14 protein-coding genes and 6 pseudogenes are annotated in these 25,924 nt (G+C 58.6%); 11 read left to right on the forward strand and 9 right to left on the reverse strand.

Translation table 11 applies throughout. The features are described from left to right. Positions 1 to 521: 521 nt before the first annotated feature. The 3 genes and pseudogenes from ACVMDN_RS05345 to ACVMDN_RS05355 all read left to right on the forward strand — a co-directional run bounded on the left by ACVMDN_RS05345 (position 522) and on the right by ACVMDN_RS05355 (position 3,375). Positions 522 to 2,477: pseudogene (locus ACVMDN_RS05345) on the forward strand (putative bifunctional diguanylate cyclase/phosphodiesterase). After that, positions 2,456 to 2,752, forward strand: a complete 297-nt coding sequence (locus ACVMDN_RS05350; RefSeq protein WP_069280000.1) for a hypothetical protein — start codon at positions 2,456 to 2,458, stop codon at positions 2,750 to 2,752. The pseudogene ACVMDN_RS05345 and the gene ACVMDN_RS05350 overlap by 22 nt, the downstream one beginning before the upstream one ends. Positions 2,753 to 3,123: 371 nt before the next feature. After that, positions 3,124 to 3,375 (forward strand): DUF3551 domain-containing protein, encoded by a 252-nt coding sequence (locus tag ACVMDN_RS05355; RefSeq protein WP_253641395.1) that lies wholly within the window; start codon positions 3,124 to 3,126, stop codon positions 3,373 to 3,375. A gap of 5 nt (positions 3,376 to 3,380) precedes the next feature. Here ACVMDN_RS05355 and ACVMDN_RS05360 read toward each other — a convergent pair. Beyond that, positions 3,381 to 3,870: pseudogene (locus ACVMDN_RS05360) on the reverse strand (RES family NAD+ phosphorylase). Then, positions 3,867 to 4,350 (reverse strand): annotated as a pseudogene (gene parS, locus ACVMDN_RS05365) (type II RES/Xre toxin-antitoxin system antitoxin). Before parS ends, ACVMDN_RS05360 begins: the two co-directional pseudogenes overlap by 4 nt. Before the next feature lie 960 nt (positions 4,351 to 5,310). Between parS and ACVMDN_RS05370 the strand changes: the two are divergent. From ACVMDN_RS05370 to ACVMDN_RS05385, 4 genes and pseudogenes are all read left to right on the forward strand, one after another. Next, complete coding sequence (locus tag ACVMDN_RS05370) at positions 5,311 to 6,153, forward strand: electron transfer flavoprotein subunit beta/FixA family protein (protein ID WP_057016774.1); 843 nt, start codon at positions 5,311 to 5,313, stop codon at positions 6,151 to 6,153. 304 nt (positions 6,154 to 6,457) lie between these two features. Further along, a protein-coding gene (locus ACVMDN_RS05375; RefSeq protein WP_456835514.1) for an IS630 family transposase occupies positions 6,458 to 7,400 on the forward strand; the annotation gives its coding sequence in 2 pieces (ribosomal slippage) (positions 6,458 to 6,796 and positions 6,798 to 7,400; 942 coding nt in all). A 103-nt stretch (positions 7,401 to 7,503) separates the two neighbouring features. After that, positions 7,504 to 8,587: pseudogene (locus ACVMDN_RS05380) on the forward strand (IS630 family transposase). 511 nt (positions 8,588 to 9,098) lie between these two features. Further along, entirely contained in the window at positions 9,099 to 10,715 is a 1,617-nt protein-coding gene (locus tag ACVMDN_RS05385) for a hypothetical protein (protein WP_141713527.1), read from the forward strand. Positions 10,716 to 11,081: 366 nt separating this feature from the next. On the opposite strand, the gene ACVMDN_RS05390 is transcribed toward ACVMDN_RS05385, so the two are convergent. Both ACVMDN_RS05390 and tcuC read right to left on the reverse strand, forming a co-directional pair. Next, the gene (locus ACVMDN_RS05390; RefSeq protein ID WP_245313953.1) at positions 11,082 to 12,398 is read right to left on the reverse strand and encodes a DUF3422 family protein; all 1,317 of its coding nucleotides are present in this window, start codon (positions 12,396 to 12,398) and stop codon (positions 11,082 to 11,084) included. Between the two features lie 689 nt (positions 12,399 to 13,087). Next, positions 13,088 to 14,425, reverse strand: a pseudogene (gene tcuC, locus ACVMDN_RS05395) (tricarballylate/proton symporter TcuC). 867 nt (positions 14,426 to 15,292) lie between these two features. On the opposite strand from tcuC, the gene ACVMDN_RS05400 reads away from it, so the two are divergent. The 4 genes and pseudogenes from ACVMDN_RS05400 (at position 15,293) to ACVMDN_RS05415 (ending at position 19,422) form a co-directional block, all read left to right on the forward strand. Then, positions 15,293 to 16,441, forward strand: a complete 1,149-nt coding sequence (locus ACVMDN_RS05400; RefSeq protein ID WP_245313954.1) for a GFA family protein — start codon at positions 15,293 to 15,295, stop codon at positions 16,439 to 16,441. A 6-nt stretch (positions 16,442 to 16,447) separates the two neighbouring features. Continuing rightward, entirely contained in the window at positions 16,448 to 17,125 is a 678-nt protein-coding gene (locus tag ACVMDN_RS05405) for a 2OG-Fe(II) oxygenase (RefSeq protein WP_253603402.1), read from the forward strand. A 1,105-nt stretch (positions 17,126 to 18,230) separates the two neighbouring features. Beyond that, positions 18,231 to 19,017: pseudogene (gene hisN, locus ACVMDN_RS05410) on the forward strand (histidinol-phosphatase). A gap of 153 nt (positions 19,018 to 19,170) precedes the next feature. Further along, on the forward strand, positions 19,171 to 19,422 hold the full coding sequence (locus tag ACVMDN_RS05415; protein WP_069278732.1) for a hypothetical protein: 252 nt from the start codon (positions 19,171 to 19,173) through the stop codon (positions 19,420 to 19,422). Between the two features lie 90 nt (positions 19,423 to 19,512). On the opposite strand, the gene ACVMDN_RS05420 is transcribed toward ACVMDN_RS05415, so the two are convergent. From ACVMDN_RS05420 to trpD, 5 genes are all read right to left on the reverse strand, one after another. Further along, positions 19,513 to 20,811: a preATP grasp domain-containing protein gene (locus tag ACVMDN_RS05420; RefSeq protein WP_456835513.1), complete on the reverse strand. Its 1,299-nt coding sequence runs from the start codon at positions 20,809 to 20,811 to the stop codon at positions 19,513 to 19,515. A gap of 307 nt (positions 20,812 to 21,118) precedes the next feature. Continuing rightward, on the reverse strand, positions 21,119 to 21,382 hold the full coding sequence (locus ACVMDN_RS05425; protein ID WP_141713529.1) for a hypothetical protein: 264 nt from the start codon (positions 21,380 to 21,382) through the stop codon (positions 21,119 to 21,121). Positions 21,383 to 22,266: 884 nt separating this feature from the next. Beyond that, positions 22,267 to 23,391, reverse strand: a complete 1,125-nt coding sequence (locus ACVMDN_RS05430; RefSeq protein ID WP_253587748.1) for a M20 family metallopeptidase — start codon at positions 23,389 to 23,391, stop codon at positions 22,267 to 22,269. A 628-nt stretch (positions 23,392 to 24,019) separates the two neighbouring features. Beyond that, on the reverse strand, positions 24,020 to 24,205 hold the full coding sequence (locus ACVMDN_RS05435) for a hypothetical protein (protein ID WP_057016764.1): 186 nt from the start codon (positions 24,203 to 24,205) through the stop codon (positions 24,020 to 24,022). 254 nt (positions 24,206 to 24,459) lie between these two features. Further along, entirely contained in the window at positions 24,460 to 25,470 is a 1,011-nt protein-coding gene (gene trpD / locus ACVMDN_RS05440) for an anthranilate phosphoribosyltransferase (protein ID WP_069278734.1), read from the reverse strand. Positions 25,471 to 25,924: the final 454 nt, after the last annotated feature.

Raw genomic sequence — 25,924 nt, forward strand, 5'->3', positions numbered from 1 at the left:
CTCCAGATGTCCTGCGTTTCTTTTTGCTGCGCGGGCATCCAACCGGGTTGTCGAGTTTTGATTGCGTGGACCGACGGGTCGAGGAGGCTGGCTCGATCGAACAAAAGGGATCAACGGCACCTCTGCCGAAACTTATTGGCTGGCGTGCAGTGCAGTAAGACAGCGAACTGCGAGGGCCACGCAAAGAGAAGGTCGTCGGGGCAAGCGGCTCAACCGCGGAATGCGCGCGTCGCCAAACCTTGGTCGAGCCCGATCGATCTCACACCTCGCTGTTTCATCCAGATGGCGCTGAGGCTGTCATCACGCGAGTTAACTCGAACTAGCGATCTATCAAAGCAATAGGTCTGTACGAAACGAACGGAGTTGCGCAGTAACCGGCCAAACCCTCAGCAATGATTCCTGCGCGCCGTCAGGCGGCGCTAGGCGGCTGGTACAATCAAGAGTTTATCTTTTGTCAAAGATTTGCCGCGACCTTCCGGAGCTGGCGCCAAACGTTATAACCAGTCCTGCGGGGTCCCTGAATGCGAGCATATCTGAGCTCCTGGCTCTCGAAGCTCCTAGCCGGAGAATTGGCGGCATTTGGCGGGCCGGCCACCGATGAAACGGTTGCAGGATACATTCGTGCCGAGCAGGTCTCCCTCGTGCTTGGCTATTCGCTGGGCATCATGATGGCCAACGCCTGCAATGCGACCGTACTCGCCATTGCGCTTTGGCATTCGCCAGACAGAAACGTTGCCCTGATCTGGGCGGCGACTGTCGTCTGCGGCGCGCTATCGATAGGCCTGAAAGCGCGTTCATCACGACTGATGACGAAGCCCCAGTTCGTGTCGCGCCAGGCCATGCACCGGTTGGTACGGAATGCGCTGGTTCTCGGAACTGCCTGGGCAATTGTGCCGGTGGCTTTCTTCGCGAATGCCTCCAATGGCGGGCAGCTCGTCATAACGTGTCTCTGCTCTGGAATGCTTGCAGGTGGCGCATTCGCCTTCGCCACGATTCCGGTGGCGGCAGTTGCGTTCACGGCTCCGATCTTTGTGGGTACCGCAATTTGCCTCGGCAGAAACGACGATTTCGCCTATCTGCTCGTCGCTATTCTGGTCGTGGCCTATGGCTTCGTACTCCTGCCGGCGTTTTCGCCAATTCCTTCGCGTTTACCAGACGCACGATTGCTCAACTGGAGGCCGAAAGGAGGGGGCGACGGGATCCGCTGACCCAACTGCCGAACCGTTTTGCCTTCAATGAGTGCCTCGAAGGTGCCCTCAACAGGCTCGCCCGCACGGGCGAGGAGTTCGCGGTTCTTCTCCTCGACCTCGATCGCTTCAAGGAAGTGAATGACAAATTCGGCCATCCCGCTGGCGATGACTTTCTCGTGCAGACCGCGGCGAGACTACAGCGATGCGTACGGCAGACTGATACTGTTGCGCGCATCGGCGGCGATGAATTTGCCATTGTTATGACCAATCTGACCAAGGTTGAGGATGCCTTCGAAGTCGCCGAGCGGTTTGTCGGCGCCTTCGCCGAACCATTCGCCATCGAAAAATGTGAGATCGCGGGAGCGACCAGCATCGGCATCGCAATGGCGCCGCGCGATGGCGACGTACCTCATGAGCTCCTGAGGAATGCCGACATTGCGCTCTATCGCGCCAAGCAAGCGGGTCCGGGAACGATCTGTTTCTATGAGATCTCCGATGACAAATCAGCGCACGAGCACAGAGCGTTGCAGCAGGATCTGGAGCTCGCGATCGACAGAGACGAGCTATTCCTTCTTTACCAACCATTCTTTGATATTCGAACGGACCGCGTCACCGGCTTTGAGGCCTTGCTGCGCTGGCGGCATCCCGTCCGTGGGGTAATTTCCCCGACCGAGTTCATCCCAATCGCCGAAGAGACCGGACTGATCCACGGAATCGGTGAGTGGGTGGTGCGACGCGCCTGCGCGACGCTGTCGAACTGGCCGTCTGACCTCAGGATCGCCGTGAATTTTTCGGCAGCTCAGTTCCATAACGTCAGCATCCTTGAGACAATCGTGCAGGCCCTCTCCCAAGCCAGAGTCGCTCCTCATCGTCTCGAAATCGAAATAACCGAATCGATGCTGATCTCGAAGTACGCGCCGGCATCATCGATCCTGAACGCACTCCTACAATTGGGAGTGACGGTGGCACTTGACGATTTCGGGATATTCGTCGCTGACCTATTTACTGAAACTGCCTTACACTCGCATCAAGATCGATCAGTCCTTCATACGAGACATGTTGAGCCGACCAGAGAGCGCGGCGATCGTAAAATCAATCATCACACTGACGCAGGACCGGCAGATCGGCGTGGTCGCCGAAGGCGTCGAAACCGCCGAGCAGCTCGACTATTTGCGAAAAGCCAATTGTGACGAAGTGCAAGGATACCTCATCGGTCGGCCGGTCGCGGCCGACGAAATCTTTGCTCTGCTCGATCAAGACAAGCGATGGTCGACACCAGCCGCTTGAATGACGGGGCGCCCTTCGTCATTCCGATGGTGGTAAACACCCGCATCCTAAGTGGAACAGACGCCTGGCCTGCTGGAGTAGCCATCAGAACCGATGACAAAGGTGTGGTGGAGCTAGCTTTCTCCAAATTCAAAGTTGCCCAAATTGATTGCCTAATGCGGCATTGGGACGAGATTCGCCACCTCTCTGAGGTCGATCAATCGTGCTTTGGCAGATTGCTGTGCGAGCCGGAGGGAGGCTGGGGAGAAAAGGATTTGCGGGCGCGTGACGCCTAACGTAGAACCTAGAGCAAGTCTGAGAGGTGTCGGATATCGTAGGCCGTGGACTCGGGCGAAGCATGCACGGCGCGTAGGCAGATCACCGTCGAGCCGCGAACCCCGACGCTCGCGGCGATCTCCTCATTGCTGACCCCAGCGTCCGCTGCCAGCAGCATCAAGCCATCTTTAATGAGCTTCTAAGGGGAACTACGGGTCGTTCGCTCCTTTGGAACGGTCGGGCGTCGAACTAAGAAGCCACCAATGCGCGTGTCTCTGTTGTTTGCTGCGTTGGCCTTTGGGATCGCGGGATACGTAACTGTTACTCCGGCGAGAACTCGAGATTTCCATGGTGCATGCAGGGGAGAGGCGTCGGATATCCCGGCGATTGCATGTACCAGACGCGCGCGCAGTGCCTCGCGTCCGCATCCGGGCGACAAGTGACATGCGGGGCGAGCGGCGGTGGCAATACAGAGATCGACTCGGTGGTGCAAGTCGGAAAGGCGGCCCACTGTCCGAGCCTGGACAAGCCTATAAATTCGCCGATGGTCTCCAAGTTAGAGTGGGTTCGAAAGCGACAACGCGCCATTATCGGCAATAACACCAGACTGTCGTTCGTTGGTGTGCGGCGGTCGCTGCCATGAAGCCATCAGGACCTAGATGGTCGAGGATGAAGACGCGTATCGAGTGCGAACGCTTCCTGAATGTGCTACTGGTACGCGCCTTTCGCCTTGGTCGGGTCGAAGATTCCAGCTGTGGTTGGACACCGCGCGGTGTTTGGCCAGGAGCGCATCACCGAACGCCTGCTGTCCTGCGCCCGGGATTCCGGGCAGCAGCCAGTTGGCGTTCGGAACGTCGGCGGGGCGAACGATGTGAACGTCGGACACGTCGATGACATGATGCGCGGTCAGTACGTGCGGCGCTGTGTCGAGCGTCTTGAAGCCTTTGTGAACCGCGACTTCCAGGATCGCTGTCGCCGGATCGAGAGAACAATAGACCACGCGGACGCCTATGCTGTTCCACCGGCCGCCGGCCAGGAAAGCGCCTTCGCCACTATCCCAGGTCGACGCGTAACGTGCCGGATCGAGGCGCCAGGCGATGAGCTTGCCGCCTCCCAATGGCTCTACGGAAGACGTCACGCATAGACACCGTAGGCGAGGCGCGTAAGGTACTGTTCAACGAGTTCGACGCCGGCCGGCGTGACGAGCAGGTCAATCGGGCGGCGCTGGTCAAGACCGATGGCCGGACGCTCGAGCCACTGCTCGGCCTCCTCCTGCGAACCGAACACGTCCGTGGCCTTGGCCAGAATTTCGGCAAACTTCCAGGTTCGCCCGCTTTGCTCCTGGCTGAGCGGCTTGTCCGGAGCGTCCTTGCGCCGCTGAAAGGTGCGAAGGCTCATTCCGAAGGCTTTTTCCAGCGAAGCTGTTTGAATGAAGAGGAGGTGGGCGGACGAAGTGGCTCAGCGCGGATCCAGGCAGTCCGTCCAGCAGAAGTTCATGGGCGTCGAGGGCGCTTGTGATGCGGCGCGACAGGATACGGGGTCCGCCGAGCAGATCGGCCACTTTTTGCAGGTCATTGCCCGGCACGTTCCCAACAGGTTTTTCAGCGGCCGCTGTCATGGTGGTCTCGCGACATGTGTCGCTTAATGTGCGTCACATGTCGTGATAAATCAAGGGATGGCCTCTTATGGAGCTCGGCTCACTTACATCGCGGAGCCGCATGTGGGTTCACGACCTTAGATGGGGGATTCGAGCTGCCGGGGTGGCCATCAATCTGCGCCGAAACAACGGACGGACGATTTCCCCTTTCCAGCATCGAGGAATGTCCAGTCTGTTTGACTACCAGCGACGGTTAGCATCTGCGGCGCAGTCACGATTCGAGCTAACCGCGAGAGCGTCGCCGAACCGAGATCGCTCATCTCAGCTGCGCCATCTGGAATGCGATTGCCAGTCGCCGAGATAGTCGAGATCGCCGTCGCTCGCTTCGAACGCGCTTTTGATCTCGGCCATCTGCCACTTGTGATCCGGCAACAAACAATGCCGTCCGTTGAAGTGCGAGTGGACCGGGACCGCAGAGATCGACGACGATATAATCTTCTCCCGAACGCCAGCCCAGAAGGATGCCTCCGTTCTCAAGGGGGGAAGATCCCGCAGGCTATTGCCGGTTGGACCATGTCGAAATCAAAAAAGGTGATCTCTCCGACGCCGGCGCGCGCCAGTTCTAGACCGGCGAAGCTTCCGATCGCGGCAGGAACTCAAGGCGTTCGCCCCCTCGAGGTTTGGCCACGGCGGACCACCTCGCCGGAGCCACCTGTCCGTGCGCATCGCGATTCTGCCTGCGCCTGATGGACGGAGGTGATCTCGCAAGCGGTCTTGGCGTCACTCACCCGACATTCGTAGCTGGATGGCGCTGTCGCAGCTCCGACGCGCGTCGGTACTCTTTCGCCCGGAGCAGCGAGCTAGAGTGGGCCGCATTCTCCCATATAAATGTTCGAAATTCCTAGAGAAATCCAAAAATAGGCGCGATGGTATAACATTTGCTGTTCCGTTCGCAGCTGTCGAACTTTTTGGAGCAATTCCATGCACACTGTCGTCTGCATCAAACAAGTCCCGGATTCTGCGCAGATCCGCGTGCACCCCGTGACCAATACGATCATGCGCCAGGGCGTGCCTACCATCATCAACCCCTATGACCTGTTCGCGCTCGAGGCCGCGCTGGAGCTGCGCGATCGTTTCGGCGGCGAGATAACCGTGCTTACAATGGGGCCACCATCGGCCGAAGACTCTTTGCGAAAAGCGCTGACCTTTGGCGCGGATCGTGCCGTTCTGCTGACCGATCGTTGCTTTGCGGGTTCCGACACCCTAGCCACAACGTATGCACTGGCAACAGCGATTCGGAAGATTGGTAAGGAATACGGGCCGCCGAACCTCATTTTTACCGGCAAACAGACCATAGACGGCGATACCGCGCAGGTCGGTCCCGGCATTGCAAAGCGACTTGGCGTGCTGCAGCTAACCTACGTCGCCAAGGTCAGATCCTTGGATCTCGCAGCGCGTACGATTGAAGCGGAACGGCGCTCCGAAGGTGGTGTCCAGGTGCTGCATACCAGGCTGCCCTGTCTTGTCACCATGCTGGAGGCTACCAACCAGATTCGGCGCGGCGCAATGGCGGATGCGCTGCGGGCTGCGCGTGCGCCGATTGTGAAATGGAGCGCGCATGATGCCGGCGTCGAGGACGTCTCCAAATGCGGTCTCAAGGGTTCGCCGACCGTTGTGAAGCGAGTGTTCGCACCCTCTGCGCGCGCCGAGAAAGCAGCGCTGGTTGAGACCGCCGAGCAGCCCGCACAGGCATTGATTGACGCAATCTTCAAGCAACAGCCGAAGCTCGAGACCGATCTTGCCGCATTAGCCCGCGATGCTTGATCTTGAGAGTTTGGTGAGAAAAATCCCGAACGCGTCAACGCCCTGGCGTCCCTCCTCACTCCGACAAGCGCGGAGGCATGGAGAGCTTGGCGCTGATGATTCAGGCGAGATTGGCGCCGTCCTCACGCCGGCGCCCTCAGCGCGAGGTATGCCTCCGGCGGCCTAATGCGTCGAGTTGGCCGAAACTGGGCCGGTCCCACGCTAGAGCGGTTTCCAGTTGAGGTGAATCGGAACAGTCAAAGGGGATTCCCACGGGCACGCAAATCAGATTCGGTGTTGCCCGCGACAACATGCGGGGCATGCGATGGCGAAGGGATACTCCAAGGACCTCAGGGTGCGTGCGGTTGAGCTTGTTGAGTCCGGCGAAAGCGCACGTGAGGCTGCGCGCATTCTCAATCTCGGCGCTTCGACTACGATCCGATGGATGGATCGTTGGAGGAAGACCGGAAACGTTGAGGCCAAGCCCGGCACCGGGCACAGCCGCTCGCCGTTGGAGCAGCACAAGCAGTGGCTGATCGAGCTGATCGCCGCGGAGCCGGACCTGACGCTCGAGGAGATCCGCGCGCGTCTGCGCTCTCAGAGAAAGCAAAAGGCCGGCATCGGTTCGATCTGGCGTTTCTTCGACCGTCACAGCATCACCTTCAAAAAAAACACTGCACGCCGCCGAGCAGGATCGACCTGACGTCGCTGCCGAGCGTGCCGCGCTGAAAGCCGAGCAGCCCAAGCTGCGTGCACCGCGCCTCATCTTTATCGACGAGACTGCGGTCACGACGAAGATGGTCCGGCACTATGGGCGCTCTCCTCGCGGTGAGCGCCTCGTCTCTGGCGTGCCCCATGGTCACTGGAAGACGCTGACGCTTGTCGCCGCGCTGCGCATCGATGGCCTCACGGCGCCCTATGTCATCGACGGTGCAATGGATGGGCCCTCGTTCCTGGCTTATGTCGAGCAAGTCCTGGCGCCGACCTTGCGCAAGGGCGACATCGTCTTCATGGACAACTTGCGCACTCACAAGATCGCCGGTGTCCGCGAGGCGATCGAGGCTGTCGGCGCCCGCGTGCGTTATCTGCCGGCCTACTCGCCCGACCTCAATCCAATCGAACAGGCCTTCTCCCGGTTGAAAGCTGCGCTGCGCAAAGGCGCCACCCGCACGGTCCAAGCCCTGCTCAAACTCATCGGCAAACTCGTCAAGTCGTTTGCGCCGCAGATGTGTGCCAACTACTCTAGGCATGCTGGATACACCAGATGATCCACATCATGTGGAAAATGCTCTAGTGTCCTGAATCAAAAGTTCGGCGGACTCCAAATCGACTCGATGATAGCGGACTCTCCTGATTTGGGGAGGATTGGCGATGGGTCGGCGCTTTGCTCCGCTGGAGCTTGATGAGGTGGAACGTGCTGAGTTGACATCGTTGGCGTCGCGTCGAAGCACTGCTCAGGCGTTGGCACTGCGGGCTCGGATCGTCCTGGCCTGTGCTGAGGGCGAGCAGAGCAAGGTCGTGGCGGCCCGTTTGGCTGTCGATCCCGACACGGTCGGCAAATGGTGGCGGCGGTTCTCCGAGCATTGGCTTGAAGGTCTTTGGGACGAGTCCGCGATCGGGGACGCCACGCACGATTGAGGATGCCCGGATCGAGGCGGTGATCGTTCGCACCCTTGAGACCCAGCCTCCCGGGGCCACCCACTGGAGTTCGCGCAGCATGGCGCGGGCCAGCGGGCTGTCAGTCTCAACAGTACAGCGTATATGGCGCGCTTTCGGCTTGCAGCCGCATCGGTTGGAGACCTTCAAGCTCTCAACCGACCCCGACTTCGTCGCCAAGGTTCGCGACATCGTCGGCCTTTACGTAGCTCCGCCCGAGCGCGCCATCGTACTGTGTGTCGATGAGAAGTCGCAAATCCAGGCGCTGGATCGCAGCCAGCCCATGCTGCCCATGCGACCTGGCCAGCCGGCGCGCCGTAGTCACGACTACAAACGCCATGGCGTCACCTCGCTGTTTGCCGCCCTCGACGTCGCAACCGGCCGGGTCATTGGCAAATGCTATGGACGCCATCGTGCCAAAGAGTTCCGCAAGTTTCTCGATGAGATCGAAGCTGCGGTTCCAGACGATCTGGACGTCCACCTCGTCATGGACAATTACGCAACCCACAAGACGCCGTTGATCCGCAACTGGCTGGCAAAGAGGCCGCGCTGGCACGTCCACCTGACGCCAACCAGTTCATCCTGGCTCAATCAGGTCGAACGCTTCTTTGCACTCATCACCGAGCGTAAGATTAGGCGCGGCATCTATCGCAGTGTGGCGGCGCTACGGGCCGAGATTGCCTCCTTCATCGACCATCACAACGCTGACCCAATGCCGTTCCGATGGACCAAATCAGCTGACGACATTCTCGGCTCAATCGAACGCTTCTGCGCTTACAATCTGCCCGCCAAGGCATAAAATGCCATGAACTTTTGGTTCAGGACACTAGTCGTAGTCCGGTCCGCCACGCTCGACGGCTTATGCTGCTCGCGCTGGCTGTCGAGAAGCTGACGAGCCCGGCTGCAATTCACCACCGATCCAAATGCGAAAGCGGGCCGTGCTCGCCCACCTGCTGCCTTGACTGAGAATGTGCAACCTGCCCGGTGCTGCCCGCTCAGAGAAGGTGCCGTTGAGTTCGCGTTCGGTTCCGTCGCGAGCTCGTCGCGGCGATCGGGATCACCCGCTTGGCATTCGCCATCGCGGCCGCTTCCATCAATCAGCTCTTGCCGAGCGGTCAAGGCAAGCTTCGTCGCCTCGAGATGGGCTTTATGCCGGTTGTCAAGCGGACCGTGCGAGAAAACAGACGCACATAAAGGAATGCCTTTCTAAGCTTCTCATCAGAGGCTTCGGGCTCGTCAGCTTTTCATCAGCAGTCACGGGTAGCAGGTGATATCTGCTTCTTGAGTTCCCTAAAACGGATGAGACCGCCATGGACCCGAGAAACTGCGACCCATTCTCTTCGGGCCCGCGAAGTTCCAATCATCTGTTGGGGGGACAGCAGGCAGCTCAGGGGGCGCAAGCGAACGAAGCTGGGCAAACGGATTTTGAGCAGCGACTGGGTGAGGCGGCCGAAGCCGCCGTCGCCCGGGATACTCCGCGCCCGACCTATCCTCAGCTATCCAGCGAAGATGAGAGTCTCATAGAGGCGGTTGAAACAGACGCTGTGCGCAGGAATCTGCAGGAGCAAACGGCTCGGAACTATGCCTTTTCCCTACGAAAACTTGGGAATGATCTTGTCTGCCGAGGCAAGACCATTTCCGGTCTCGATCAGACTTCCCTGCTTGACCACGCTTGGTTGTACTTTCCCGCCGACGAGCAAATGCGCCACGCCTTGGGGGCGCTTCACAAATATCGCGAGCCTAGGGTGGCCGATGGAGATCGACATTATGTCCCCCCTGCGGAAGACAAGATTCTGATCGACGGCGCGGTTCAGGCAGCTGCGGCACGCCGGGGATGGGCACCGCTCACAGCCGAGAAGTATGATCGTGTTCTTCGTAGGCTGGCGAAATCGCTCGAGTCTCAGGGGCAAGCGATGGCCGCGCTCGATCACAACGCGCTGCTAGTCCACGCCAAGGGGATGTTCGGTAATGACAATGAAATGGACGCCGCATTGCTGGTGCTTCGCGAGCATCGTGAGCCTGGCATCTTAGCTGCACGCCGACCTCGTGAAGATCAGGCTCCCGCCGCCGAAGACAAATGCCTCATTGAGGCTGCGGCTCGTACCAGCGCGCGTCCCAAGAAGGCCATCAACGTCTACGTCAAAAATCTTCTCAGATTTGCTGGGGCGCTCAACGCAGATGGCCAACGAATGACCAATTTGGAATATCCGGAGCTGGTCAAACTTGCCAAAGAGCGGTTTCCCGGAAACGGCAGCATTGTCAGCGGGCTGGGCATGGTTCGTGATTACCGCAACGCGGAGCGCGCTTCCGGTAGGGCCACCCCTTGGCACGCGGAGGATGATCCGGCCGTCGCGTCACCGGAGTTAAGTTTCGAACCGGAGGAACTTTGGCGGTTACTGGAAGATCAACCGGTCCCCTCGCTGCCACTCCAAAACTCAGCGGGGCTTCGGGATGCCTCGGATGATCCGGATCAGTTGCGGGCTGAAAGTTTGAACACGGCGACGCTTCGGGAGATGCTCGTTTCGCCTGTCGGATCCCCATTGGACAGTGTGAATCAGCCAGATCCAGCCGTTCCGTCGCCGGTGCAAATTGTCGATCCGGAGGGGATTTGGCCGAGTATGGGTCAAGCTGGCCTCTCGCCAGTGGAAAGCTTCGACACGGCGAAGCTTTTGGAGATATTTGCTTCACCCAGACATTCGCCAACCGACAGCGTTAATAAACCAGATCCTTCGCCGCTGTGGGGCGTAGGCGGCTCGAGCTCCGGCGCACCATATGACGCGGTGCGCTCGGTGCCCGGGGTCCCCGATGCAGAGCTGGATCTCCCAACGGGCTGGCAGCACGGCGACCAATGGGCGCCGCCAGACCTCAAAGAAGGAATGCGTTTGCATGACGTGCTGCCGAGCGCTCACAGCCGGAGACGAATTTGACAATTTCGGGTGTGAACTACACGGCCATGCTGGGACCACCTGGCCTGGAGAACGAGATTTTTCTTCGCCGAACCTGAGCGGTCTCGCCTGCCGATCCGGAAATGTCGCCTACAGCCAGTCTTAGCGATGCAATTTAGCGGCACCCCGTCGGTCCATCACTGCCCTGGGAGAGGGGATAATCTGTCATGCTACCGGTCGTATCGCGGGCGGACTGATAGCTTGCGGAAGACGGCAGCAGCATCTTCGATCCTACCGCAGCAATTGGCCAAAGTCGGATTTGCGCACTGTTGACGGTACGAGGGAGCGCGTCCGGCGGCCAGGGGATTAACGTCGCTAAGTTCTCCCGTTAATAGCTGAAAGGAGTGCCTACTCACGCATGGCGGACGGCTCGTCGCGGTGCTTGAGATGTCTCTTGCGAGTATTGTAGCTGACCAGCCAGATCACACCGACGGCGATCGGCACGCACCCTGCGGTTAGATAAGAGGGCTCTACATGAAGTCCGACATCATGCGCTCCCTTGGCAAGGTAGCCAAACAGGCTGACCACATAATATCCTATCGCCGCGACTGATAAACCCTCTACCGTGCACTGCAGCCGAAGCTGCTGCCCAGCGCGTTCATTGATAGCATGCAGCAGGTCCCGATTCTGGCGTTCGATTTCGACGTCAACGCGGGTTCGCAACAGATCAGCGGCACGCGCCAGCTTGACCGACAGGGTTGCCTCGCGATCCGCAGTCGTCTCGCAAGTTCGCATCGCAGGTGCCACCCGGCGCGCGAGGAACGACGACCAGGTCGGATAGTCCGCGATCTCGCTGCCTTCGATGATAGATAAACGGGATTGGACCAATTCGTAATAAGCTCGGCTAGCGCCGAACCGAAACAGGCTTCCGGTCGCACCGCGCTCAAACGAGGCGGCCAACGAGGTCAGTTCGGCAAGTAGATGGTTGTTGAGTTTCAATCCCTCCGCGCCCTGCATTTCTTCGAGTACCTCGCCAAGACGTCTATCGATGCGATCGACGAATGGACCGAGCTCAAGAGCTGTCGATAGACCGAGCAGCGCCAGCGGACGATATGTCTCGACTTCAAGCAGCCGCTGCACCAACGCGCCGAGATTGTGCGGCGTCAAGCCGAGGTCGCAGACAAGAATCCTGGTGAAACCATTTTGGTCAACGCGAAAATCAGAAGCCATGACACTTTCTCCGCCCTTTATGCGGGCCATAGCCAGGCTGCTCTTGTCGAAAAGTTGTTCCGCCCGTGTCAATGGGCAGGCGTCTTGCTCTACGTCCAACTTGATTGCGACCAGCAATTGCCCTTCCTGCCGCAACGCTAGCATCAGGGAGTGAACCGCGCCCGGGGCGCCCTCCGCTTGGCGATCGGCCGGACTATTGACTATCCACGTGAAGGTGGCGAACTCGGCATGCTGTTCCCAACGAAGCGTCACAGGTCCGATATCAATCTGGTGATGTTTCGCTGAGGCCTGCGGTGAGGGAAGGTCGCGATCCCGACAAAATGCGACGAAGCCGCGGCGATCGCTTGCCGCCGCATCGCCCTTCGCAAGAAACGCGTAGTGGATCACCTTGAATGGTGGAATAAGCTGCATAAACGGACGCGCATGCACTTCGCTGAGCACGGCGTCGCGCTGCGGATGCAGCTTGAAAGTGTGAGTATCCAGTCGATCGAGCACGTGTAGGTACCTCATTTCAGAAACTGCATTTGCGCAGGCCCGCGATGTGGCGTGGTGGGTCAGCTCGAAGTCGCACCGATTCGCGCAAGCGGCGCCAAATGTCGTTGGTTGCCAGCAGACCCCCGCACAAGTATCGCTTGGTATCGATGTGTTGCCGCACGCGTCGTGGAGCGTAGACTTGCCTCCAGGAATAGCGCCGGCGGCACGACCGACGTTCGCACGGTTCCGTTCGCGTGACTTCGCCAATCGCCATCGTCGGATCCCACCGTCGATGAATGGATCAATAGCGCAATCATGACTCTCATCCTGGCGCCGCTCATCTCGTCTCGCAATTGGACGCGATGCAGGATCTGGGCCAGCACGAAACGAGCGAAAAGCTGTGCTTTTGGCAGCGATACGACCCGTTGAAAACTGTCAGAGAAAGATGTCGGACATGAAACGCGGCGACATTCAGCCGTGCCGTCCTCACGTAGGAGGTTTGCGAGAATTCGCCTCCGCGCTTCGGCCGGGAAATGCTGATAGGACGATCGGCCGCTGCCGACTGACGGCTGCGAATCCCTCTTCAGCGGTCAAGCATTCCGCGGCAATAACACTACACGCGCCGTAAGGTGACTGCTAGGCGTCGTGGCAGAGCCCGGCATGAGTTTGTCGTAAACGAAGACCGGCAGTCAGCGACTGAGAGCAACACGCTAGCGCGATGCGGCCTGCACGCCTAAAGCGCTGTCGGGCGGTTCGGGGCGCAAAGGCTGCACGGCTCTCGATGGCTTGGAAGTTCCTCGATAGATCGTGAGTGCAGCGATCACGCTGAGTGCGGCTGCAAACATCGAACCCGGGCGAAGCCTTGTCATGAGTTCGTTCAATGAGCCAAGTCGAGGCAAGTGGAGTGAAAGTACCAAACAGGGCGGCCGCGAGTGCGAAGGCCAGGGAGAAGCAGGTTGTGCGCACATGCGCAGGTACGATCTCAACCAGAGCGCCCAGCATAGTTCCGCTGTAGGTGCCAAAGTAGAAAGAGAACATCATCGCCACTGACAACATTTTGCCGAAAGTGGGAGCGCTCACCAGCCAATTCAAAGCCGGATAGGCCGTCATCAAGGCAAGGCTAGCAATGGCGAGCAGAACTGGCTTACGGCCAATACGGTCGGAGAGGGCGCCGCCAATTGGATTCCAGATGAAGTTGGTCACGGCGACCAGGAGTGTCACCAAGAGCGCATCCTGGGTGGACAGCTTCAAGACGGTCTTGCCGAACGTGGGCGTGTAGACGGTAACGAAATAGAAGGCGCCGTGCTCAGCATGGCCATCATCATCCCGAGGACGACGGTGCGCCAATTCGCAAGCGCAGAGGCAATGACCTCGCCTGCTGCGGGATGCTTTTTCATCGCCAGAAACTCAGGAGTTTCCTCCAGCGTTCGACGAAGGAAGAAGATGAGCGGGACGATAAGACAGCCGAGAAAGAAAGGAATTCGCCAAACCCCAGGAGGCCACGGCCTCAACCGGCATCGATTCGTTCAGCAGGTAACCCGCGATCGCCGCGACAAAGATCGCGACCTGCTGGCTGGACGACTGGAACTAAGTGTAGAAACCACGATTGCCTGGGGTTGCGATCTCTGCCAGATAGACTGAAACACCGCCGACCTCGACGCCGGCGGAAAAGCCCTGGAGCAGCCGTCCGGTTAGAACGATAATGGGAGCGGCAATCCCGATTGTCGCATGGCTCGGACAGAAGGCGATAATCACGGTGCCGACTGCCATGATCGACAAGGTAATGATCAGGCCTTGGCGACGGCCAATCCTGTCAATATAGGCGCCCAGCATAATCGCGCCCACCGGACGCATTAAGGCGCCCAGCCAGAACACGCCAAACGTGTTAAGCAACGAGGCGGTTTCGCTCTCTGCGGGAAAAAAGCGTTCCCAATGGCGGTGGCATAAAAGCCAAATAGGAAAAAGCCGAACTGCTCGAGGAAATTGCCGCTGGTCGCACGGAGGATCGCGTTAAGACGCGATTTGACAGAGGCGTGCTGAACGAACATTTGTGACACCGCGAGTTTCCTTCCCAGTCGAAGGCCGGTCGCGGCAAACCCTACGCCGGCCCAATTGCTATCAGGCCGTGACTTTGTCGTTCAAGACATTAGCGACCGACCGGAAGGCGCCTTGTCTTTCGGGCATATTTTCGGCGGTCGCCAAACCTGACTTGAGATGAAGTTCAAACAGCCGTGACGCCCGGCGTTCATTTGGCGGGTAGGAGACGGTCCTCAAGCAGTCTTTCTCGGTCTATTAGCCCATGCCCCGTGGATTGGAAGCATATCCGTTTTCGTTGTCCGTTTTCTGACCGGCGTGCAGGGTCCTGTCAGCTTCAAGACATTTGCAACGAGGAGTCTCGCGAGGGTTCTCTCAACGTGCTCGGAACTTATGGAGCAGTGTCGGATTGGCACAGCAATTGCTGCAAGCGTGCAAGAACACAGGATGGCGAAGGAATGCACGCAGAACGAGCCAAAGCCGGCGGCAATCTCTTTGGTTTTGAGGACCTCGCGCCAGGCAGCCGCCGTATTTCACCACGACTCTGCGAGCGATGAGTGGCGCGCGGGTTACTCCAGCATCGGATTGCTTGTGGATCGGAAGTCAGCGCGGCGCCGCTTCGACTGGGCGGCGCTTTTCTTCGATACACTCATGAACGGGCCAAGCCCATCAGGCAAAAGCCGATACTGCGAAGATTGCGGGGGGCGCCACGATTTGATGCGGCCAAAAACGTCGAACCAGCGAACTATTTGATCTCGCTGCCGCTAGCCCTTGCCGCCTCGCTCGAATGATCGTTCTCTCCTCATAACAGGGTCCAAATGAGGTCTTCTCAAGCATCTCAATTCAAACAAGATCAGCCCTCGCAGATATTTTGTGAGCACTTGACTGAGCAAGCACGACTTCGGTTTGGCCCGCATCCGTTCACTGCGGAGATGTCCGAAGAACAGGTTGTGAGCCTGCTGCCTGAATACCTGGCGATGTCACAGGCGTTCCCGTACCTGCAGGCGGGCTCGCAAAAGAACCTCATATTCGACGTAATGCATCGCAATCGGGACGTTACCAGGGATATTGAGCTGACCAGCGTGGTCGCCAACTTCATCTGTTGGGATGAGACCGGCGGTTATGGCCGACTTCTCCAGGGCGGTAAGGCGGCGTTACCTGAAATTCTGGCTACCGAAAGCTTCCACTCGAACCTGCTTAGAAAAGATGCGTCGCGATTACTCGGCCGAGCAATACAGCCTAACTACAGCGCCACGACGAAGCGCTACCTGCATTGCCTCTATGATGGGTTGTCATCGAAAGATCTTCTAATCCGTTGCGCCTACATGGTCGCTTTTGAGCTACATGCTGCGGAAATGATCCAGGCACTGTGGTCCACTTTGACCAGGATCTTTGATGTGCAGGCCGGCGATCTCGAATACTTCCGGAGCCATGTCGGCGGTGACGATCCCGCAGAGAAATATCACGGAGAGATGACAAGCCGGCTCGTCCGCGAGCTCGTCCCGGTCGACCGTCGTGTTCGCTTCATGGGCGAGTTCGATCAAGCCTATCGGCTCAACGTGCAGTGGTGCCGCGACCTACTTCGAATTCCCCCATCTGAGGGAGATGGCCGAGCGGAGATCGAGCATCACGGCCGTTGTCATTGTGGTTCCGTCAAGTTCCGCGTCCGGGCGCCGCGAGAGGTCTCGGTAGTTCGATGCAATTGTTCAATCTGTAGAATGTCTGGATTTCTGCACTTGCTCGTGGCTGGTGACAAGCTCAGCGTAGAGCGCGGCGAAGAATCCCTCACTACCTACCAGTTCAATAAGAATATCGCCCGGCACACGTTTTGTCGGTTTTGCGGCGTAAAGCCATTCTATAGGCCGCGATCGAACCCTTCTGGATTCAGTGTCAATGTTCGATGTTTAGATAGAAAATCCATCGAAATCACAAGAATAGACGACTTCGATGGCGAGCAATGGGAGCAAGCGCTCAGCTCAATGCATGAAGGCAGCTTGGAATACCGTCTTGAAGATCACACCTTGGAGTGACCACGAATGCCGCGCGCAGCAAATGAAAAGCCCCGCCTGCTTTCAGAGGAACATCTGACGAAATATCGCATAGAGCTGTTGGTGAAGGGCACGGTGGTGATCGGTCCGCAGACTTTGTTCACCCAAGATGACCTGGCAAGGATCGATCAGCTGCAGACTGAGATTCCGGAGGAAGAAGTGCGGGAAGGAGATGCCGGCGACTCGCACAATGTCTTCGTAAAACGCGTGCGCGTAGACCCGCCGGGTCGCCCTCCCAGCAACGCGAATGGTGCAGCCCCAGGGCAGATTATCGAACTCCTCGAAAGAAAAGACCGCAGCTTCGTACTGAAAAAAATATTGGGAGCATCATCAGATTTTGTCATTCGCCGATGCCAAATGCATCGGATGCCTCCTGGTTCTTTTGTTGGCATCCATTTGGATGCTGCGAGCGACCCCGATTTCGAGTACTCCGTGATTGTGCAACTCGCGAAGAACTTCGAAGGGGGGGAGTTCGTGGTATATCCAAGCGCCTACGAACAGCAGGTATTCCGACCGCCATTTGGAGCCGTGCTGGTCACAACGTGTAAGCTCCGCCACGAGGTGAAACCTGTGCATACTGGTGAGCGCCGATCCCTGGTCTACTTCTGTTCAAAACGCGATGGCGTAAACCGAAGGACCATCGAAAGCACTTCTGGTGGTCTATGAGCCGGATTGGCCGAATGGCTTGACGACGGGCGAACCGCCGAGAGGATCCGTTGCGGACCGACACCATATTTGCGGTGCGCCTCATGCTGACAACGCCTGACACCCTTCGTCGATAATGGCAACGTCAAACCCTGAATTGACGTGGCTTAGCTAGCAATCACGGGGCGCCGAGTGTGGAAGGAAAGCACCTTCTCGGCACAGTCGGACATACAGCCGTACGAACAGGACGGCACGACTTGGTCTGCACCGTCGGCGGGACGGCGTGGCGTTCGGAACCGGAAACCGCTCGCGGCGGCTGCTTCAGGAGACACAGGGGGGCGCTTCGGTAACATTGTCATCTGAGGCAATATGGGGGGCAGTTTTCCATGGCACGCGACAGCCGCTATTGAGGACGTGTGTTCGACGTACGCATCCGATGCGGATAACTCCGGACGTGATTGCAGCCTCGTTGCGGAGGCTGAAATCGCAAAAAGCCAACCGAGGTTGGCGAAGTCGCCCTTATTGTTGACGGCCAGCCCTTCAGTTTTGAACTCGCAGCCGCTGCCGTAACCTAACGGCGGCAAGGTTCACTAAGTCACGACGATTGGTGGAGGGGCTTGGACAGAGACTGGCTGCGCGGCTGGAAAACCCTCACAAGTTGGACGCTTGCGGCGCATCTCGTTTTAAGTTGATTGTGGTGGATCACGCCCGCGAAAGGTCCGGAATCCGCGGAATTGATCGCGGCCGTCAGCTTTTGGTCAGGGGGCCTGGGTTAGTCAGGCGCGAAGAGTGCCTGGAGAATCCCACGGGGTCCCATCACCGATCATACTCGGTCAGGTGATGTTTTTTGGAGGATGATCACGTGTGCGGGTGAGATAGCCGAGCATGGCGATCTGCAAAGGCACACGCCGCATCGATGCGGTTGAGGTTTTCAATTCCTGCAGGCGTAAGAGCAGTCCCATCGTCCACGAGGCGCTCGCGGACATCAAGTGGAGCACAGGTACGATGTTGCAGACCGGATCTCAAAGCTGGATTTCGATTTCTGCAGAAAAAGCATTTGGAAACGCAGGCGGACGCACTCTCTCATCCGCGATCCGCGATGGCCGTTGTTCATGAAGGCGCTGTAATGGCCCAATATGCCGTCACGGCAGACGATGCCGATTTCTATCTGTCATTCGTCGCCGAGCTCGCCGATTCGGTCAGGCCCATCGTGCTGTCCTATTTCCGCACGCCGTTGGATGTCGCCGCCAAGTCCGATGCGAGCCCGGTGACGATCGCCGATCGAGCGGTCGAGTTGCGTCTCAGGGAAAGGATCGAGGCGCGCTTTCCGGAGCATGGCATCATCGGCGAGGAGATCGGAGCCAAGCCTGGCGGCGCGTTCACCTGGATCGTCGACCCGATCGACGGCACCAGGAGCTTTATCAGCGGCTTTCCCTTGTTCGGCACGCTGATCGCGTTGACCCAAGCAGCAGCCGTTCTGCGGCCTGATCGACGTTCCCTTTACCGGTGAGCGGTGGGTGGCGAAGCCCGGTGTGGCGCGGTTCGGCGATGGATTGGCGCGGACCAGCGCATGCGAGAGCGTCGCCGACGCGCGCTTCTACACTACATCGCCTGATATGTTCCGCAACGGCGAGATGGGGCCATTCGAGCGGCTGTCGCGAGCTGCGCGGATGCGCCGTTTCGGCGGCGATTGCTACATCTATGGCCTGCTTGCGTCGGGACACTGTGACATCGTTCTCGAAACAGGGCTTCAGCCATATGACTACATGGCGCTGGTGCCGATCGTGCAGGGCGCCGGCGGCTGCATCACCGATTGGGAGGGATGCCCGCTCTCGATTCGTTCGGAAGGGCGCGTCCTGGCGACCGCAACGCCGCGGCTTCATGCCGAAGCGCTCGCCTTGATCCAGGGATAACCAACGATCATGCCCTACAGGACAACCATCGGAGGGACAGTCGTTGGCGTTGCCGACCTCAGGGATCTGATGGCCAAGGTGACGGCTCGAGCGGTCGGACGATCAGCTCGCCGGCATCGGCGCTGACGTTTCGGTCGAGCGGCTTGCGGCCAAATGGCGCTCACCGATCTGCCGCTCAAGGCCTTCCTGGCCGAGGAACTGATTCCGGCCGATACTGACGCCGCGTTCTCGAAGACCATGCGGCTGCAGGATCTGATGTTGGTCGCTTCGATGCGGAAGTGGTCACAACATTCCGCTCGACGATCGCGCTCGAGGGACGGCTTTCGACGTGCACGCGACGATGCCGTATTCGCGGAAATTATCCGCGATGGCATCTCTCTAGACTGCAAACTCCGTGCGCCATGAACGAAATTGTGCATCGATTGCGACCAGTCTTAGCGAGTGGCTACACGAGCGAGTTCGCAATCGACGCAAGAGGGTACGTTGAGATCTCGTTCAATTCATTGTCAATAGTCGGTGCTGTAGCTCGCGTGATGCGGCCCGATCGCGCGCAATTGCGAGGCATTCGACCGTGCCTGCATCCTCATCAGCAGCAAGCGGGATCACGCCATCCTTGCGCTTGCGGTCGAACAGAAAGCGTTCCTTGACGAAAAGGTCATGTGCCGCTTGAAGAGAGCGTGATCGAACATTTCTGACGGATGAAATAACGTAGAATCCAGAGTAGTCGAAACCCAGCAGCCGAACGGCAATGTTGTGTAACACCGAGCCTCCACCCCACCGCCCGTTCGCCTCATTAAATAGCAGCCGCCCATCGCTCGTGAAAATGGCATCGATGTTGATCATTCCGCGGTATCCGAGGCCTCGCGCGAGCTCCGCAAATCGGTAGGCGTGCGTCTGGGCAGCCAGCCATTGTTCGTTTCTCAGATCGCTTGGCAGCTCAAGTCCCGTCCAAATGAGAAACCTTTCGGATTGGTCGCTGCTTCGACGCAGACGAATGCTTCCACTGTTGATGAAGGCGATCGAACCGTCCTCCTCGATTTCGTATTCGAGATAGAAGGGAGACCGAGCCAAGTGGTACGATTCCACGACCAGTGTCTTGCACGATGCTGTGGTCATCTCAGACCAAAGTGCTTCTGGATTAAACGACGGCCAAGAAATCTGCCTGGTATCTCGTGCCCCAGGTAATGGACCGCTGTCGTGACCGGTCAGGATAACATTTCCGACCCCACCGGCTCCATTGTCCAACTTGACGATTACGTTGCCGGTCTCAGACCTCAGCGAGGTAATCGCCCGCAATAGATCGTCTGAGTTCGTGGTTACGCACCCGCTTGGCAACGGAAGTCCGACACTTGTAGCCAATTGACGGAAGTGGCTCTTGCGGTTCAATAGATCAGGCCCCCGCTGCAGAGCGAATTCGCTCCCGCTCTGTGGAATACGCAGCAGTGCCGCCAAGCGCGCGACGCCTTCACTAGGATAGCAGGGATATATTCTCCAGGACGATTTCTTCCGAAGGTGGCTGTTGATTCTCTCAACAACAATATTTGACAGCAGCGTGCAATCATCAAGAACGCTGGCTGTGCCGCCGCATTCAGGCACAAGAAGCGAAAGGCTCGAGGCATCGAAATCGAGCGTCGCGCCAATGAAGGACAACAAGTCCGGCCGGATGGCAACCGGTGAGATTATAAGGTCGCCCTCCTGTGCAAACCATGCTGAGCGTGAAGCCGAGTTGGCGGTAAAGGAGATTTGAGCTGCTGTCAGACCGTCCCCCGACATTTGTGACGTACCGGCATTCATGATTAGGATCCGAGGCAACGCCGATCTCCCGAGCATTTGATACGGTCAGTAGACACCGCGATATGAAGAACGATGAACTCGATACGGCGGATTGCGCAGAGGCGGTGAGCGTAAGGCGGCTTTGCGCCGCATTCCGTTGAACCAATGTGCCGCGATCCTAATGATTGTCTGCTTAAATGTTTCTCCCGATGCAATTGAACCGAAGCTCGGCATTGCATCGAACAGGTCTCGATCGCGTCATTCCGGGCTGACTGACCCTGGCTATTAGCGCGCGGCCTCTGCAGAACAGCGGGGGTCTTAATGGCTGTCATGGGTTACGAGCAATCGATACCGGTTTAGGTATGTCGCCCACTCGATCAGTCACCCCGTGCCGATCGACGGCAGTCGCGTGCATCTGTCCGTAATGATAGGCGCACCACGATGACTGCTTCTTGCCTGGTCTTTGATAAACTGGCTCGCCGCACATGTATGCCGATCTTGGATCGTCATCTTTGAAGCCGACAATGGCCCGGCATTGGCCTTCAATATGGTCAACTAGCAGGACCTGCTTGGCGCCGTCAGGCTCTTTCAACTTGCTGCTCCAGAATACCAGGCAATCTCTTCCGAAGTCGCAGCGGTCAGACCGAACGACGCTTGCAGCTCAAATCTCTTGAAAATCCTTGCCGCCGCATGGGCTCTCGTGCGTGCGGACGCCGTGCCAGCGCGGGAAGCTGGCGTGGATGGAGCGAAAAGCTGCTTCTTGACTGCCTTTGGTACTGTGGCCGGCCGTCAGTCTTGAGATTTGGGAGGCAACGGTCCCCTGCAAGAAGTCGGCAGCGAGGTTTAGGTTGATCGCCTCTGATTTCACGAGTCCTCAGATTGGGCAGCCTGAGACAGCCCGTTAGTACCACTTCTGGAATACCGGGCCATCTGCGACTGCCTGCGAGACGTCGCGACGCGATCAGGCCTCGCTGCACAGCTGTCTCAGCCGCTTGGCTCTTTGAGATGGGGATCATGATCAACCACTGTGACTTGGTTCTCATCAAGCCAGACATTCGCAATCCTTCACAATCCCGGCGGCAGAAGAGACCTCGTGCCAGTTTCGAGATCGTACAACTTAACGTTACGTCTGATTCAAGCCCTTTTGCTTGCCAGCATTAGTCCGCCAATACTCTGAGGTTAGTGCGGAATGCTACGGCCTCGAGCGTATTCTGCACCGCGATCTGCATCAGAAAGTCGCCGCATATGTTCGCAGCCGATAAGCGCCCTTGCAGGGTCCATGCTTTCGCGATCCAAGGCTCCCGTCAGCGCCGCAACGGATTTCGGTCTGACCGTTGCACTATCATTGGATGATTCAGTCGCATCCGTCCCGCGCCGGCGAGACGATGCCGATTTTCGGCGGAAGTGTATGATAACGTGCGCCTGATAGTAGGGCAGCTCTTTGTCCGTAGGCGTCGCAATTCCCGCCGGTCGAGATCATTGAAGCGTCTGATAGAGGCGATAGAGGAGCCGGGCACGCGGCTCAATCGACGAGATGTAAAGCTGCTCGTAATGCGTGTGGGCACCCTTGCCGTCGACACCCAGGCCGTCCAGGGTCGCCGTATGGGCCGCGGTGAAATTGCCGTCCGAGCCGCCGCCGCTAAAGACGTCGTGCAGCTTGAAGCCGAGCTCGGTGGCGATTTCCTTGGCGTGCTGATAAAGCGCCGCGCCGGCGCTGCTCTTCTCATAGGGCGGGCGGTTCAACTCGCCCGTGATCTTCACCGTGACGCCCTTGGTGCGCGACTTAATGCCGAGGATCGTCGGTACCAACTTGTGGGCGTCAGCCAAGGTCGGCACCCGCATGTCGACTTCCGCATAAGCGTCCTCGGGGATTACGTTCGGCCTGGTGCCGCCGCGGACCACACCGACGTTGACTGTGATCCCGCGCTGAAGATCGTTCATCGTCTCAAGAGCCTGGATCACATTGCCGAGTTCGCGGATTGCGCTGCAGCCATCTTCAGGACGCGCGCCGGCGTGGGCCGGCGTGCCTCTGATAAAGACGTCGAAGCGGGCGATGCCCTTGCGGCCCGTGACGATCTTGCCGCCGTCGCGCGCGGGCTCGGTCACGAGCACATATTTGGCCTTGCGGCCTTCTGCCTCGATTAACGCCCGCGAAGTCGGGCTGCCGATCTCTTCGTCGGATACGTAGATGTGGGTGATGCCCAGCGGCGGGCGAACATCATCGGCGCAAATCTGCCGAAATGCATGGTAAGCGAGATATGCGCCGCCCTTCATGTCGTAAATACCGGGCCCAAATGCCTTATCGCCCTCGACCTTGAACGGCAGGCGCTTTATGAATCCCATCGGGTGAACGGTGTCGAGATGACTCAGCACCAGGATGCCTGGCACGCCCTGGCCCCAGGACGAACGCGCGATCAAATGATCGCCTCGATCGTCACGTCCCGCAACGCGCTCAACGGAAGCCGACAAGTCGCGATAGCCCTCCGCCACGAGATCAGCAAGTTTGTTGACCTGATCCGGCCGCTCCGTCGGAGATTCGACCTCGACCCAGCGGCGGATGCCGTCGAGTATCATCGCTGCTTCGAACGGGTTGCTGGACATTATCTGATGCCTTCCAATGCGACGTACATCACTTGTTCCACTCAATTGCGCCAGGATCCAGCGTGAACGCCCGTCAGGGCGCAGCCGTAGGAAGTCGGATGTCCCTCTGGGCTTGATGTTGCCGCAGTGGATGATGCTACGCGGCTCCCCATAACGGAGCTACCAGAGCTGGTAGGTGTTGAAGCAATAGTCTTGAGGGATTGTCGTGGGCTGGCGCTTTTGGGGCGAATAGTGGCTGTTGCTATTTTCGATACTTGCGAAAATTACATTTCCATAGCGTCAATCCGCGTGCTTGCGGGCGCGTTCGACATTGATGCACGATGTCGGAACTGTGCGTCCGAAGCGAACACACATGGAGATCCGCTACTGCTCAACAGCGTCAGCCACCAGGGTGACGCGCGGGACGGTATCGCGCGGGGCGTAGCCATAGCAGGCCGAAATGAGAGCTGCCGCCACCTGTCTTGAAGGGGCGACCAACGAGAAAACGCGCCGATCTGTCCGGCAAAGAGCCTGCCCATCGCTCATGAATCGGCGAGGCGATTGCGGCCGGATGTTCCCGCGAGCGCATGCGGATGATCCGGTTGTCGGCGCCGTGCTGATGCTCTTCGCCTCTGGTCGCAGCCTGATGCTAATGTGTCTTTAAGAGGACACGCTTCTTTGCATCAAGAAGATGCTCGTCGAGCGTAGCGTGTAGCGCGCCCCGCAGCTCCGACGGAATTGAACTATCTGTGTCAATCAGTTCCCGAAATTTTCGAATGATGTGTTCGATCAGTGCTATGGAGCCGAGCGCTTCCATGTCCTGCGGGGCCGTCATCGATTATCTCCTTTGAGGCGCAGCGCGCACTTTGATGCGGCCCGAACGCAACGACGTGTTGCAGCTGGCTCCTTCGCCAAAGCGGAAGGGTACCTCTCACGCCATGATACTTGACGGGAATTGCGATAATTTGGCGGGCAGGCGCCGCATGCTGTTCGAACCGCGCGGAAGGGACGCACGTTAGCGGTTGCGATCTCTGACGTTTGTGCATGTCGTCCTTGGTCGGAGGATTGGAACATCGACAGACTCAGCGGTCACGCGTTGGAAACCGCAATCAGGTGCTTAAGTCGAGCGGCTGCTGCGCCGCGATCAAGCGATTCTCGCCCAATCGCTACGCCTTCCTGCAGCGTCGAAGCCCGGCCGGCCACGATCAATGCAGTCGCAGCCGTAAAAAGTGAGGCGTCGCGAATTCGACCTGGTGCGCCATCGAGTATGCTTTGCAGCGCGAGGTTGTCGGGATCGCCGCTATCCAGTGCCTTGCTAAGGCCGCGAGGGAATCCGGCCTCCTCCGGCCTCACTTCGAAGGTGCGGACTGTACCCGCCTCAAGCGCGGAAACAAAGGTCGGCTCGGCGAGGGTTATGTCATCGAGTCCACCGGAACCATGAACCACCCACACCGACTCGGCGCCAAGATTTTTCAACACGTACGCCAGAGGCTGTACCCATTCACGAGAGCAGACCCCAACAACCTGACGCTTAAGCCTGGCCGGATTCGACAGAGGGCCAATGAGGTTGAAGATAGTGTGGGTGCCAAGCGCGGTTCGGATCTGGGCTACGCGCTGCATTGCCGGATAGTGGGCCGATGCAAACGTGAAGCCGATGCCGGCATCGCGCACGCAACGCATAACGGCGTCAGGCTCAAGATCGATCTTCACGCCGATGCGCGCGAGGACGTCTGCAGTATTGCCCGAACCTAGAGACGCAGCGCAGTTGGTATGCTTTGCGACAGCAACGCCCGCTCCCGCGACGATGAAGGAGGCGCAGGTCCACACGTTGACCGCACACAAAGAGGTGTCGTTCGTGCTGGCGATATAAATGGGGTCGCATCCTGCCTCGACGGACGGCATTCTCTTCCGCATTGCGGAGGCCGCGCCGGTGATTTCTTCGACTGTTTCGCCGCGGACCCTCAAGCCCATCAGTAAGCCGCCGATCTGCGAGGGGCTTGCGCGACCCGACATCACACCGTCGAATGCGAACGCGGACTCCTCCCGACTCAGAGTGGCGCCGCTAGCAACTTTGCCAATAATCGATTTGAGCGCTTCCATCGAACTTTACACGATTCCTGTCCAGACCTCAGGCGCTCGCGCTCGACCGGGACTTTCGTTGAGGAGGCATGTCATCGGTGGCGGCGGCTTTGCGGCAGCGGCACGTTCGCGAGGAACAGACGCCTCATTGAATGAAACGAGCAGTGAAGCTGTGGGTCACTCGGCGACGCTACAACCTGACGCTACGTGAGGGTCAAGTTCTCGATTCGGCGTCGTATCAACGCGAAATCGTCGGCCGACGAACTCAATACGCGTCCAAGAATGCGGCCGTCTAAACGCGAACCGAGGATCAAACGCGTACCTCGACTTAGCATAGGGTTCTATCGTTTGAGCTATAGCAACGCGGAGAGCGATTGCTCGGGCGAAACGCCGCTGCCCCCGTCAACCGCGAGCGCAAGTGCCACTCACGATCGGCCGCGCTCATTTGCTCTCAGATTGCTGGGGTGGCCTGGAG

Source organism: Bradyrhizobium sp. USDA 4510 (assembly GCF_054059095.1).

What these genes read in the sequence shown, in the direction of transcription:
- ACVMDN_RS05350 (WP_069280000.1), top strand. Translation starts at nt 2,456, where the DNA reads ATGGTCGACACCAGCCGCTTGAATGACGGGGCGCCCTTCGTCATTCCG.
- ACVMDN_RS05355 (WP_253641395.1), top strand. Translation starts at nt 3,124, where the DNA reads ATGTACCAGACGCGCGCGCAGTGCCTCGCGTCCGCATCCGGGCGACAA.
- ACVMDN_RS05370 (WP_057016774.1), top strand. Translation starts at nt 5,311, where the DNA reads ATGCACACTGTCGTCTGCATCAAACAAGTCCCGGATTCTGCGCAGATC.
- ACVMDN_RS05385 (WP_141713527.1), top strand. Translation starts at nt 9,099, where the DNA reads ATGGACCCGAGAAACTGCGACCCATTCTCTTCGGGCCCGCGAAGTTCC.
- ACVMDN_RS05405 (WP_253603402.1), top strand. Translation starts at nt 16,448, where the DNA reads ATGCCGCGCGCAGCAAATGAAAAGCCCCGCCTGCTTTCAGAGGAACAT.
- ACVMDN_RS05415 (WP_069278732.1), top strand. Translation starts at nt 19,171, where the DNA reads ATGGCGCTCACCGATCTGCCGCTCAAGGCCTTCCTGGCCGAGGAACTG.
- ACVMDN_RS05420 (WP_456835513.1), bottom strand. Translation starts at nt 20,811, where the DNA reads ATGAATGCCGGTACGTCACAAATGTCGGGGGACGGTCTGACAGCAGCT.
- ACVMDN_RS05430 (WP_253587748.1), bottom strand. Translation starts at nt 23,391, where the DNA reads ATGTCCAGCAACCCGTTCGAAGCAGCGATGATACTCGACGGCATCCGC.
- ACVMDN_RS05435 (WP_057016764.1), bottom strand. Translation starts at nt 24,205, where the DNA reads ATGACGGCCCCGCAGGACATGGAAGCGCTCGGCTCCATAGCACTGATC.
- trpD (WP_069278734.1), bottom strand. Translation starts at nt 25,470, where the DNA reads ATGGAAGCGCTCAAATCGATTATTGGCAAAGTTGCTAGCGGCGCCACT.